This is a genomic window from Bacillus sp. IBL03825 (assembly GCF_024712505.1).
Taxonomy (GTDB): Bacteria; Bacillota; Bacilli; order Bacillales; family Bacillaceae_G; genus Bacillus_A; species Bacillus_A wiedmannii.
In genome coordinates, this window is the sequence record NZ_JAMXKE010000001.1 from 1,875,834 (window position 1) to 1,891,639 (window position 15,806).

Annotated in this window: 2 protein-coding genes; both read left to right on the forward strand. The window is 32.8% G+C overall.

Annotation, left to right across the window (positions count from 1 at the left end):
* Nucleotides 1-6 precede the first annotated feature (6 nt).
* Complete coding sequence (locus NHG49_RS09810) at nucleotides 7-3,174, forward strand: cyclic peptide export ABC transporter (protein WP_064476380.1); 3,168 nt, start codon at nucleotides 7-9, stop codon at nucleotides 3,172-3,174.
* Nucleotides 3,158-15,397, forward strand: coding sequence for a non-ribosomal peptide synthetase (locus NHG49_RS09815; protein ID WP_308665591.1), 12,240 nt, complete (start codon nucleotides 3,158-3,160; stop codon nucleotides 15,395-15,397). Before NHG49_RS09810 ends, NHG49_RS09815 begins: the two co-directional genes overlap by 17 nt.
* Nucleotides 15,398-15,806 lie beyond the last annotated feature (409 nt).

The following is a 15,806-nucleotide window of genomic DNA, read 5'->3' on the forward strand; positions in this document are numbered from 1 at the left end:
TCAATCATGATGAGAGTAAAAATTGTTTTGATTACCCTTGTAATATTATTAAATGTACAGATGCTATTTGGGATTCAAATAGCAAATGCAGAGAATGATAGAATGTTTACGGAAAACGATAAAGAACAACTAGACTCGCTTATAAAAAAACAAATGCAAGAAGCCAAAATTCCTGGAATGTCAGTGATAGTAGTCAAAGGTGATCAAGCTGTATATAAAAAAAGTTTTGGCTATTCAAATCTTGAGACAAAGCAACGTGTAACGGAAAAAACATTATTTGAAATCGGTTCGAACAGTAAGGCGTTTACAGCTCTCGCAATATATCAACTTGTTCAAAAGGGGTTAATTGATTTAAAGGACCCTGTTAGCAAATATTTGCAGTGGTTTCAAATGATATATGAAGGTAATTATAAAGGACAACAACTTAATAAAAATGTTGAAATAACTCTTGAACAGCTTTTATATCATACGAGTGGGATCCCTTTTCATACCATTGGGGACATACCTATCTCAAATGACAATGATGCGTTGGAAAATACAGTTAGAGAAATATTAAATCAAAAATTGGAGACATATCCAGGAGAGCAATTCAATTATGCCAGTATTAACTACGATATTCTAGGATTAGTTATACAAAAAGTTACCAATCAATCTTTTGAACAATACGTTCAGAATAATATATTAAACCAATTTAATATGGGTAATACTTTTTTGTTTAGAAAAGATGTCGCTAAATATGATATGTCAAAGGGATATAAAATAGGTTTTTTAAAGCCTATAGAGTTTAATGCACCTATTTATCGAGGAAATACACCCGCAGGTTATTTTATCTCAAATAATGAAGACATGGAAAAGTGGCTTCGTATGCAGCTTGGGATATATGGACTAAGTGATGATCAGCAAAAGGCAATTTATAGTACACATATACCAAACAGATCAGTTCCACCATCTGAGGATGGCTCTTCTTATGCCGGAGGGTGGCAAGTTTTTCAAAATGGTCCTGGTGAAATATCACATGCAGGAAGTAATCCGAATTTCTCTTCTTTCGTTGTATTTCATCCTCAAGAGAAGTTAGGAGTTGCGGTGATGGCTAACATGAACTCCGATTACACTCAAAATATTGGCCAGGCTATTATGGACACACTTGTGGGGGAGAGTGTGGTGACAAACGGTAAAGATACGTATAAGAGTATTGATGCCTTTTCTGTTACTGTACTTTTGTTTATGGTTCCTTTTTCAATTATTACTCTATACTTCATTTTCATAGTTATGATTCAGGTGTATAAGAAAAAAAGGAAGTTGGAAAAAAATAAATTTAAAAGTATTTGTATTCCCTTTATAACGTTTCTATTTGCGTTCTTAGCTGGGTATGCCCTTTATAAAATTCCATTTGTATTTTTCGGGAGACTTTCTTGGGATTTTGTTAATGTTTGGTTACCTATCAGTATGAGTTTTGCGGTATGGGCTACTTTAATTAGTATTGTACTGTTCTGCCTATATTTATCTTTAATAACTGTTTTTCCTTTGCATAATAAGAAAAATTTTTTTCCGATTTTTGTGTTGAGTGTAACCAGTGGTTTTGGAAATGCGATGATTATTTTTATTATTAATGAAGCTTTAACTAGAAGTAATTATTCAAGCAACAATAGTTTGTTTTTATATTTTTTGCTAGGAATTATTACTTATGTATTAGCGCAAAAATTGGTACGGACGCAGTTGATTACCATTACGAATAATCTGATTTATGAAAAAAGAATCCAGTTAATTAACGATATATTAAAAAATCCTTATGAAAAAATTGAAAAAATAGAGTCAGAAAGAATTCAAACCACCTTAAATAATGATACAGAAGCTATCAGTAATTATGCTGCCACCATCATTACTGGTTTGACTGATTCAATTACACTTTTATGTTGTTTGGTTTATTTGGGAGTAATTAATGTTTATGGACTGCTTGTTTCTATTGCAGTTATTTTGGTTGCAGCAGGTATGTATTATGTAGCTGGAAAATCAGCTAATAATCTTTGGGAACAAACAAGAAACATCCAAAACACTTTTTTTAGATATATAAACGATCTCATTGGCGGTTATAAAGAGTTAAGCATAGGAAAGTCAAAACGAGAAGAGTTTGGACAAGGGATGCAAGAGAGCTGTGAGGATTATAAGGATAAGCGGATTCAAGGTGGTCTTAAGTTTGCTAATGTTTTTATTATTGGTGAATTGCTGTTTGTTATGGTAATTGGGGCTGTTACATTTTTATTTCCGCTTTTATTTAAAGGGGTACAGAGTGAGTTTTTAAGAAGCTATGTTTTTGTTTTTCTTTATATGACAGGACCTCTACATAGTATACTCAATACGATCCCTAATGCGATTCAAATGAAAATTAGTTGGAAGAGAATAAATGATTTTTCAAGGTATTTAAAAACCGAAACTAATAAGACAGACGTAAACAGTACTTTGATACCTCAAAGTAAAATAAACATGGAGATTAAAGAGGTAGTATATCAATACGAAAGTGAACATGGAGAAGCTTTTCAAGTTGGGCCAATTAATTTTGAACTTAAATCAGGAGAGGTTGTATTTATAACCGGTGGCAATGGTAGTGGTAAATCAACTCTTGCTAAACTAATTACAGGTTTATATTCTGCAAATAGCGGAAACATATTTGTTAACAATCAAGAAATAAATCAGGAACAGTTAAGAGAGCTATATTCCGCAATATTTAGTGATTTTTATTTGTTTACAAAAGTCTATGGTATTGACTATAGCTCAAAGGAAGAAGAAATAAAAAAATATTTGAAAATATTACGTATCGATGAAAAAGTACAAATTCAAAATGGAGAATTTAGTACAACTAAACTTTCAACAGGACAACGAAAAAGACTAGCACTATTAATTAGCTATTTAGAGGATAAATCTATTTATCTATTTGATGAATGGGCGGCAGATCAAGACCCTGAATTTAGACATTTTTTCTATACAGAACTATTGGCTGAATTAAAGGGAAAAGGAAAAGCTATCATTGCTATTACTCATGATGATAGGTACTTTCATATCGCGGATAAAGTTATCAAGATGGAAAGAGGAGAAATTATAGAAAATATGAAGAAGCATAATTATTTAGATTCATTTGATTGTCTCAAGGAGGAGCTCAATGATGATAAAATTGGATAAACAAAATTTGGAAGATATTCTTGGTTTAACACCAATGCAGGAAGGGTTGTTATTTCACTACTTAAAAAATCCTCAAAGTGATGAGTATTTTGAACAGATATGTTTGGGGATTTTAGGTAGTGTTGATGCAGGATTGTTTACGAAAGCTTGGGACGCGGTTGTCCAAACAAATGAGCAGTTACGTACACTATTTCGTTGGGAAAAAGTGAAAACTCCTGTTCAAATAGTATTGAAAGAACATACCCCTCATATTAAAATAATTGATCTTACACACAAGAGTGAAAGTGAAAAAAATATTTTACTAGAAGAGATAAAAGTTAAAGATCGTGAAAAAAAGTTTGATCTTCGAGAAATACCATTTAGGGTTACTTTGTGCATATTAGCAGAAGAAAGACATGAAATGATTATAAGTAATCATCATATTATATATGATGGCTGGAGTAATGGAATTATTTTAAAAGAATTCCTAAACGCATATCGATGCCTTAGTGAATCAGAAACTTACAATCTGCCTACTAAAAAAAAATATAAAGATTTTATTAAATATATTCAAAAACAGGATAAAGAAAGTCAGAAAGTATTTTGGCAAGAGTATTTAAAAGGATTTAACTCGCAAAATAGTTTGGAAGTAACAAAAAAGAAACATAAATCAATTCGAAAAGATCATCAGTATCGCATTCGATTTTCAAGGGATAAGTTGGAAGGATTTGCGAAGGGAAATGAAGTTACTCTTGCCGCCCTTGTTTATAGTTTATGGGGAATTGTGCTACAAAAGAATCATAATATCGATGACATTATTTTTGGCGCAACTATTTCGGGTAGAGCAGGAACATTTAATGGGATTGAAGAAATGGTAGGCCTATTTATAAATACAGTTCCATTAAGAGTTAAAAAGGATTCTGGCGAAACATCTATAGAACTTATCAAAAAGTTAAATAAGACATTGCAGGATTGGGAATTGTATGGGACATCATCTTTAGTAGATATAAAAAAATATAGTGAATTGGATACGGAAATCGATCTTTTTGATACTATTGTTGTTTTTGAAAACTACCCTTTAGATCAGACGATACTGACAAACAAAAATAGAATCGCTTTGAACTCATATTCCACCTTTGAAATGACTAATTATGGCTTATCTATTAGTATAAGTTTGCACAAAGATATTGAGATATGTTTCAGTTACAACGAACAATTATATGAATCATCTAAAATTGAGCGTTTAGCTCAACATTTTACTAAAATTGCAGAAGCAGTCATAAAAAATCCTCATAAAAAAATAGAAGAGATTGATATCGTATCTATTGAAGAGAAAAAACAAATCCTTTTGGAATTTAATAATACTCGTAAAACATATTCACATCAGTTGACGATTAGTCAGTTGTTTGAGCAACAAGCGATGAAAACCCCGGATAATGTTGCGATTGTATATAAAAATAGGACTATGACTTATGAAGAATTAAATAACATATCCAATAACTTATCAAATGAACTGCTTAGAAAAGGAGTGAAAAAGGGTGAGATTATTGGAATCATGACGGATCCATCAATTGAAATGCTAATAGGGATAATTGCTATTTTAAAAGTCGGAGCTGCATACTTGCCAATTGATCCAGAATATCCAGAGTCAAGGAAAATGTATATGATACAGGATAGTCAAACAAAGTTCATATTGACCAGTAAGGATGTAATTAATAAAAACGACTATGTAATTGGAAAATTCAACAATGAGTGTGTTTTTATATTGGATAATAGTAGAAAATTTTCGGGTGAGACTCTTCTACCGAAAGTAAACCTTAGTCCGAATGATTTATTTACGGTTTTGTATACTTCAGGTACTACAGGAAAACCTAAAGGTGTAATGATAGAAAATCGAAATGTTGTTAATCTTGTTCAGTGGTTTGGAAAAACATTTAATATAACGGAAAAAACAAATCTATTACAACTAACAAATTATGTGTTTGATCCGAGTATTGAGGATTTTTTCGGTACATTACTTTATGGAGCGACATTACATATAGCCGAAAAGAATTTAATTTTAAATAAGAAGCATTTTTGTGATTATGTTGATCAACATGAAATTCATATTATTAATTTCATACCGACTGTATTAAAAGAATTATTATGTCATGATCGCAAATTACAGAGTTTACACACAGTTATTTCAGGGGGAGAAAGACTAGAAGAATCATTAAAAGATGCACTGATTGATAGAGGATATAAATTATATAATAATTATGGTCCAGCAGAAACAACAGTGGATGCTTTAAGTGTTGAATGTTCAGAAAATACCGTCTCTTTAGGGCGGCCGATTTCAAATGTTAGATGTTATATATTAGATAAAGATAAAAATATTAGTCCAATAGGTGTTCCTGGTGAGTTGTATATTGCTGGAGACGGTGTAGGAAGAGGGTATTTGAATCTACCAGAATTTACAAATGAAAAGTTTATGAATGATCCCTTTAATCCAAATGATCGTATGTATAAAACAGGGGACTTAGGAAGATGGCTTCCAAACGGAGAAATCGAGTTTCTTGGAAGAGAGGATCATCAGGTGAAAATCAGAGGGTATCGGATTGAACTTTCAGAAATTCATAATTTAATATTAAAAAGGAACTACATTGAAGATGTTGCTGTAATTGATTGGGAAATTAATAATGGGAAAAAAGTTATCTGTGCATATATCGTTTCCCATGTTCAGGTTAACATGGAGGAACTTAAGGGATTTTTAGCAAAAGAATTACCAGATTATATGCTTCCATCATACTATATTCAGCTAGAGAGTCTGCCCTTAACTTCAATAGGAAAGCTTGATCGAAGGAACTTACCGGCTCCTCAAATTCATACTTATAAAGGTTACGTTGCTCCAAAAAATAAAGTTCAAGAAGAACTAGTAGAGGTATGGTCTGCAGTATTGGGTCTACATCAGGGGGAAATTGGTATACATGATAACTTCTTCGAGTTGGGAGGAGACTCAATTTTAAGTATTCAAATAGTAGGTAAAGCGCTTCAAAAGGGTATAGAGATTACCGTGAGTCAGATGTTTGAGAACCAAACGATAGCAGAACTGGCGGATTGTATTGCAGATATTAAAGAAAGCTATAGTGAAGATCAAATAGAAGAACCTGAGACTGGAGAAGTGCTTCTTACACCGATTCAAAAGTGGTTTTTTGAGCAAGATTTGGAAAATTATCATCATTGGAATCAATCTGTGCTATTGGAAACACGAGCAGGTATAAATCCGAATTTGTTGCATGAAAGTTTTCGTATACTTACAAATTATCATGATAGTTTTAGGCTCCGTTATTATCAAAGGGCTGGAGAATGGATTCAAGTTTATTCAGAGTCCGATGAGAATGTGTTATTTGAATTACATGATTTTAATAATAGTCATATGCATGAAATTTTATCAAAATTGCAGTATGAATTAAATATTACAGATGGTCCATTAATTAAAGTTGCATATTTTGATTCTGGGGATCAGGAAAAAGGAAGGTTGTTTATAACAGTACATCATCTTGTAATAGACGGATATTCATGGAGACTTATGCTGGACACTCTACAGATGATATATGAACAGCTTACAAATAGTGGATCTGTTCAACTTCCAGTGAAAGGCCTCTCTTTTAAAAAATGGTCTGAGCATCTCTATGAATATGCTTATTCCAATCAATTAAAAGATGAACTTGCTTTTTGGAAGAACAATGTCTCTTCTTCTGTAAATACTATACCTATTGACATGGAAGGGGGGAGAAATGATGAAAAATCTGCTCGTACACTTTCTTTTATGTTGACGGAGAAAGAAACAAAGTATTTACTGCATGACACGTATCAATTATTTAAAATGAGAATTGATGATATTCTGCTTTCCGCACTTTCTAGTACATTAGCAAATTGGAGTGGTGAAACACTAGTTGATTTGGAGGGCCATGGTAGGAATCCTTTGTTAAAAGAGTACGACACTTCAAGAACTATAGGATGGTTTACTTGTGTATATCCTATTGTTATGGGCGACATTGAAAAAGAGAAGGGCATAGCAGAAATATTGAAGCAAGTAAAAGAGCGGTATCGTGCTATACCAAATGGTGGAATTGGTTATGAAATTTTATATTACTTAGCAGAGAAAGAGATGCAAGGGCAAATTTCGTCTAGGAAAAGGGCACAAATAAGCTTTAATTATTTAGGACAGTTCGAACAAGCAATTAAAAAACAGCAGTTATTTAATATATCGGATGTGAATACAGGACCAACCCGTGATTTGAATGGAATTAGAAGTCACTTGCTTGAAATTGAATGTATGATCGTTGATAAAAAATTATGTGTAGAATGGAAATATAGTACGAATAGTCATTTAGTTGAAACCATTCAAGGCTTGGCAAAGGACTTCGTCAACAATTTGAAGGATATAATTGACCACTGTCAAACAAAAGAAGGTACATATTTGACGCCTTCAGATTTCCCACTTGTCTCCATAGATCAAAAGAAAATTGATGAATGGCTTGAGGTATATAAAAATATAGAAGATATATACATGCTTTCACCTGTACAACAAAGTATGGTTTTTCATCATATCTATTCACCAAAATCGTCAGTAACTGTGGAGCAAACAATATTTTCAATAAAATCAAAACTAGATATTGAGATATTTGAAAAGGTTTGGCAAAAACTTTTAGATAGACATGAAAGTTTAAGAACATCATATCATTGGGAAGGACTAGAAGAACCTGTACAGATTGTTCATAAAAATCTGAAAATCCCTTTTCAAGTTTTAGATTGGACAAATGTTTCGAAATCTGAAGGATTGCAAAAGTTAGAACAACTTATTGAGGAAGATCGTAAGAAGGGATTCGACCTTTCAAAACCACCACTTATGAGAATTTTGGTCATTAAGCAAGACGAGTATGCCTATGATGTAGTATGGACGCATCATCACCTTCAGTTAGATGGTTGGTGTAATAGCATCCTCTTTAAGGAACTGGGTCAGTGTTATGAAGCGTTATGCGTTGACGAAAAGATAACATTTGGACATGTATATTCATTTAAAGATTATATCGACTGGTTACGTAGGCAAGACAAGAAGAAAGCGGAACAATTTTGGAGAACCGAGTTAGATGGATTTAAAACACCTATACGATTCAATAATATTTTTCCTGCAAAAAATTCAAATCAGTTATCTGCTTTTGGAGATGTAGTATACGAAGTGTCTGAAGACAAACAGCAGATAATTCAAGACTTTACTAGAAAGAATCGGATTACACTAAATACTATGATTCAGGGGGCTTGGGCAATTCTTTTAAATCGCTACTCCCAAGAAACAGATATTATTTTTGGGGTAACTTCATCAGGGCGTCCAGCTGAGTTAGAAGGTTCGGATTCAATAATTGGTTGCTTTATGAATACTCTTCCTTTTAGGGTAAAGATAAATAAAAATGTAAATTTGATTAAATGGCTTAAAGATGTACAACTGAAGCAGGTTGAAATGCGTCAATATGAATATACCTCACTCGTTGATATAAGAAGTTGGATTGATATGCCAAGAAGCTCTGCCTTATATGATTTGTATGAGAGTATTGTAATTGTTGAAAACTATCCATTCGATGTGAAATTGAAAGACGGAATTGGTTCATTACAAGTGAAATCAGTACGTATAGATGAACAAATGGATTATCCTTTGGTTGTTTATTGTAATCTACAACCAAAGCTTCAATTGAAGCTACTATTCAATAGTTCCTTTTTAAATGAAACAGAAGCAAATCAGATACTTTCACATTTAATCAATATTTTGTGGGAAATGCTTGTTAGCGAAGATGGTAAGTTAGAGAATATCTCAATGATTTCTGAGAAAGAACTTACACATATTTTAAGTGATAATAATTCTACTTCATTGGATTATCCTAAGAATCAATGTTTCCAGGATTTATTTACTGATCAAGTAAAATTAAATCTAAACAAACCTGCTGTTATACAGGGGAATGAAAGTGTATCTTACACAGAATTAGATATACTTTCAAACCAGTTAGCGCATAAGCTCATTAAATTAGGAGTAGGGCCTGAAATACCTGTGGGAGTGTATGTTGAACGTTCACCTAAAATGATTGTAGGAATTTTAGCTGTTTTAAAAGCTGGTGGAGCTTTTCTACCTATAGATATGGATTATCCTGGCGAAAGAATAAATTTGATGTTGAAAGATGCCCAAGTACCTATATTACTCACCCAAAATAATTTACAGTCGAAGATTAGAGATTATCAGGGGCATACTGTTTGTCTTGATATAGAATGGGATTCAGTGCTCGAAGAACCAAAAAACCAACCGAGTGTTAGAATTGAACCCCAGAATTTGGCATATATCATCTATACTTCGGGTTCTACTGGTCGACCAAAAGGTGTAATGATGTCTCATGAAGCAGTTGTAAGCCACTCCATTGATATTTGCAAACGTTATGAGCTGACACCGGAGGATCGTGTTCTTCAGTTTTCTTCGATAAGTTTTGATATTTCACTTGAACAGATTTTTACAACACTAGCGGCAGGAAGTTCTCTTGTTTTGCGTGATAAGAATATATGGACTCCTTATCAGTTTTCTCAGAAATGTGTTGAACTTGGACTCTCAGTTGTTAATCTACCTACAAATTATTGGGGCGAAATTGTACAAGAATGGTATACAAGACCAGAAATAATTCCAGATAGTAACCTCAGACTCGTCATAGTTGGTGGGGAACAAATGCCAGCGGAGAAAGTAGGGATGTGGGAACAGTTACCTTTAGAAGATATTATTTTGTTAAATGCATATGGACCTGCTGAAACGGCGATGACAAGTACTTTATATGAAGTGTCTGGAAAAGGAACTAAAAGTGCCGACTTAAAAGTTATTCCCGTGGGAAAACCACTTGCTAACAGGCGCATTTATATCCTTGATGAGAACATGCACCCTTTGCCGATTGGAGTGAAGGGGGAAATATTCATAGGTGGCATACCTTTAGCTAGAGGTTATATTAACAATTCTAAGTTGACGAAGGATAAGTTTATTCGAGATCCGTATTATCATAATTATGGAAAAATGCTTTATAAAACAGGAGATATGGGGAAATTACTTTGCGATGGTAACATTGAGGTTCTGGGGCGGAAGGATGACCAAACAAAAATACGAGGGCATCGAATTGATATAGGAGAGATTGAAGTTGTGTTAAACAAATGTGATAACATAAAAAACTCTATAGTTGTCGTGAAGAATGGAGTAGCAAATGATAAGTATCTTGTTGCATTCTATGATTCCCCCTCGCATGGTACAAATAATCAATGCAGTATAAGGGGGTTTTTGCGGAAGAAACTTCCTGAATATATGATTCCTTCTTATTTTATTCAACTAGGAAGTCTTCCGCTCAGTCCGAATGGAAAAATTGATCGGAAGTCCCTAGAAAATATGGAGATTAAAGTAGAGTTTGATGAAGAGTATCAAAAACCTTATAATACGATACAACAAAAACTTGTAAGTATTTGGAGAAAGATACTGGGGATTGATGGTGTAGGTATTAATCATCATTTCTTTGAAATTGGGGGACAATCATTAAAAGCAATAACACTTGTTTCTGAAATTCATAGGGAATTTGAAGTTGAACTTCCACTTGGAAATATATTTGCATTTCCTACTATTAAGGAATTGGCTGTAATCATTGAAGAAATGATGGGGAAAAAAGAAACATATGAAGCGATTCGTTTAGCACCACCACAGGAGTATTATGAAGTCTCTCCAGCACAAAAAAGTATGTATATTGTTAGTCAATTGAATGATGCATCTACAAACTATAATATTACCGGAGCAGTATTTCTTGAAGGGGAAGTTAATATAGTACAGATAGAAAAGGCATTGCAAGCTTTAATTAATCGCCATGAAAGCTTGCGAACATCATTTAAACAAGTACAAGGGAAAATAGTTCAAAAAATCCATCAAAATCCTGAATGGAATATGCAACACTTGTATGCAGATGAACAAAATTTTGAGAGTGTTGTTGAAACATTTATTAGACCATTTGATTTAGAGAAAGGGCCCTTGTTCAGAGCAGCAATTGTGGAGGTGCTACCATCATCGAAATATTTGCTTGTTTATGATATGCACCATATTATATCCGATGGTTTATCAATGGGAATTTTAATTAGAGAGTTTGCATCTCTTTATCAAAAAAATAATTTGCCAGACGTAAGAATTCAATACAAAGATTTTTCAAACTGGCAAAACAAAATGATAGAATCCGGGAACTGGAAACTAAAAGAACTGTACTGGCTTGAAATATTTTCAAAAGAAATACCATTACTCAATTTACCAACTGATTATCCAAGATTAGATGAGCCAATGTCTGAAGGTGATGTAGTTCAAGTTAATTTGGATGCATATTATACATCTAAATTAAATGAAATCTCAAGCCGAAAAGGAGCTACTCTGTACTCATTATTACTTTCGGCATTCAATATACTATTGTTTAAATATAGCGGACAAGAAGACATTATAATTGGAAGCCCGGTAGCAGGAAGACTGAATTCTGAATTAGAGAATGTGGTAGGTATGTTTGTTAATACACTTGCGCTCAGAAATTATCCTACTTCAGAGAAACGGTTTGAGGATTTTTTGAAAGAAGTTGCAAGCCACACACTTCAAGCTCTCGAACATCAGGAGTATTCATTTGAGATGCTCGTTGATAAGCTACAATTGCAAAAAAATGTGAATCGTCATCCTCTGTTTGATGTGATGTTTGCTTTTGAAAATGTTGATGCAGTAAGGGCGGAAATAGGTGATTTTGAAATTAAACCGTACGAGTATACGAATCGTACATCTAAATTTGATATAGAGCTGAAAGTAACTGAGCAGGATGGACAACTTCGTTTTATATTTGAATATAGTACAGGTTTGTTCCGTAAAGAGACGATTGAACGAATGGCGGAACATTTCGTTAAAATTATTGATACTATCATAGAGGACATTACTATTCCAATTGAGGAAATTGATCTAGTAACCATGAAAGAAAAAAATAGAATAGGTGTTTTTAATAATACTGATACTTTGTATCCAGAAGAAAAAACGATTAAACGTATATTTGAAGAACTGGTGGAAAAACATCCGAATCGTACTGCTGTAGTGTTTGGACAGAGAACGATAACTTATAAGGAATTAAATGATAAAGCAAATCAATTAGCTAAACACTTGATAAAGAAGGGGGCAGGAAGTGATACAGTAATCGCTTTATTAGCTGAGCCTTCTATTGAAATGATCATTGGACTATGGAGTATTATTAAAAGCGGGGCAATTTATTTACCTCTTGATCCGGAGTTTCCATTAGAACGAATAAATAGCATGATTGAAGACAGTGATACAATTCTTCTTTTGACCCAGTCTCACTTAGTAACTTCTAATGATTTTACTTGTGAGGTTATGGAATTGGAAGATAAGAGCTTATTTTTTGAATGTCCTTCAAATATAGAGGAAAGAAGTACAGTTGATAATCCAATATATATTATTTATACATCTGGTACCACTGGGCTCCCAAAAGGGGTACCGATTAAGAATCAAAGCTTGGTAAATTATATTTCATGGTTCACACGAGAAGCAAGTATAACGCATAGGGATAAAACACTACTATTATCTTCCTTCGCATTTGATTTAGGATATACAAGTTTGTATACAGCTTTATTAAATGGGTGTGAGTTACATTTAATTCCAAAAGAACATTATATGCTCCCAGAAACCCTTATCACATATTTGAAAGAGAAAAAGATCAGTTATATAAAACTGACTCCTTCACTATTTAATTATTTAGTTAACCATCGTATGGTTGAAGATTATGAGAATTGCATGGCGCTAAGGTTAATCGTATTGGGCGGTGAAGAAGTGAAGTCAGCTGATATTAGTAAGTTTAATAGGGTGTATCCGCAAACTGTAATTATGAATCACTATGGACCTACAGAAACTACTATTGGCGCTCTATTTCATAAATTTAATGCTACTGATTTTGACCTTGTATCCAAGGGAACGGTTATTGGAAAACCAGTAGATAACACGAAAATATTCATTTTGGATAGAGGTCAAAAACTTGTTCCACTTGGAATGGCTGGTGAAATTTGTATTGGGGGAGTAGGAGTGACAGAAGGTTATTTGAATCAAATTGATTTAAATAGCGAAAAGTTTATTACGGTTTCACCTTTGGGACATGAAAAAATCAAACTCTATAGAACGGGAGACTTAGGGAGGCTCACATGCCATCAAGAAGTAGAATTTCTCGGAAGAATCGACAATCAATTAAAAATTCGAGGATATAGAGTGGAGTTAGAAGAAATAAATTCAGTACTGTTGCAACATGATATGATACTTGATGCAATTGTTGTTCCAAAAAAAGATAAAGAAAATAATAATATACTATGTGCTTATATTGTGTTGAAAGAGAATGAGAATGGGTGGGGAATAAGGGAATACCTTTCAAGTAAGATTCCTTACTACATGATGCCCTCTATCTTTATTAAGTTAGATAGAATTCCTTTGACTCCAAATGGTAAGCTAAATGTTAAAGCACTCCCAGAAATTAAGGATGAATTATTGATAAAAACTAATTATGAACTGCCTGAGGATCCAATTGAAAAAACTGTTGCACAAATGTGGGAAGAAACTCTTAATGTTAAGCAAATTAGTATGAATGACTCGTTTTTTGAAATGGGTGGAAACTCATTGTCGTTAATGCTTTTAATGGCAGAAATTCATAAAAAGTTTAGTGTAGATATATCGTTAAGAGAAGCGTTTAAAGCACCAACAGTAAGAGGTATAAGTAAGCATATAAAGAAAAGATCTGAAAATAAGTATGTGTCATTACAACCTGTGGAAAAGTGCGAATATTACGACCTTTCTTCAGCCCAGAAAAGGATATATACACTACAACAGATGGAGGGGATTGGAACTAGTTACAATATGCCAAGAGCAACCTTACTAGAAGGTGAAATCAATCTGGATAAATTGGAAAAAGCTTTTTGTGAGATTGTAAAGAGACATGAGGCATTTCAAACATCTATTGAAGTAGTAGATGGTGTGCCTAAACAACGAATTCAGGGAGACGTGGATATAGAAATTAGTTATTCTGTTTTAGATGAACATTTATGTTCTAATCTATCAAGGAAGCTGAATGTCGAACTGGAAAATATAATTGATGAATTTATTGAACCTTTTGACTTAAGTAAAGCACCTTTAGTAAGAGTTAAGATCATTCGCTTAAGTAGTCATAAACATGTGCTTTTAACAGATATGCATCATTTGATTTCAGATGGATATTCAGTCAATATTTTACTGCAGGAGTTATCGGAATTATATCAAGGAAAACTGTTACAGGAAAACCCTATTCAATATAAAGAATTCGTTTATTGGCAGAATGAGTTTTTAAAGACAAGTGCTGCAAGTATACAAGAAAAATATTGGTTAGATGTACTTTCAGGGGATCTTCCAGTATTAGATATGCCTACGGATTTTCCTAGACCAATTATACAAAGTTTTGAAGGAAATAGTTTTATTTTTGAAGGAGGAAATGAATTAAAGCAACGTTTAGACAATTTAAGTTTAGAAACAGATACGACATTGTACATGATTTTGTCTGCAGCTTATAGTATTTTGTTATCAAAATGTTCCTCGCAGCACGATATAATTGTAGGAATGCCTATTTTAGGGCGGACACATTCTGATTTGAAAAATATCATTGGTATGTTTGCAAATACTATTGCAATTAGAAGTTTCCCTATTGAGAAAAAAAGCTTTACAGAATTTTTGTCAGAGATTAAAGAACAGTTAATTAAAGCGTATGATAATCAAGATTATCAGTTTGATATGATTATTGATAAGTTAAAAATTAAGAGAGACTTAGGGAGAAACCCTATATTTTCTACAATGTTAGCTTTTCAAGAATCTCAAATCAATGAAAGTATAATGGGGAATTTGAAAATGACGCCTGTTGAATATAGAAATAAAATTTCGAAATTTGATTTAACCTTATTTGTAGAAAAAGGAAAAAAAGAGTTGTTTTTTGAATTTGAATATGCGAGTAGTTTGTATAAAATGGAAACCATTAAAAAATTAGCGGAGAATTTTTTAGGTATCTTAGACGCGATTAGCTCAAATAAGGAAATAAAATTAGAAAATATTAAGATTGAAGGGTTAGTAATCGAGAATACAGAAATTGAAAATGTCAAATTTAATTTTTAAGCTAGATAAGATATTTTTTATTGAGGCTATTCCTAATGCGATACTTTAGGAATAGCTGTTTTATGTAAATGGATTCTTTAAATATATATGAAAAATAAAAGGATATATTGTATAGAAAAGATTGGCTTTTAATTATAATTAAAACGATGATATAGAAGTAGCGATATAAAGGGAGCCCTCTATCATGGAGAGACTTAAAGAAGTGTTTTGGGGATAGCGGTATCGCAGTAGTACTATATGTTTTTACGAAAAGGTGTTACGTAATAACGTAACACCTTTTTATTTATGTATTTCACATTTTCTTCACAAATGATTCACGATAACTTTTCTTCTTCAGGAACTTACATAAATATATTTTATGATATAATAACAATCGACTTTAAAAATGTAAGTTGTATCTATGAAGATA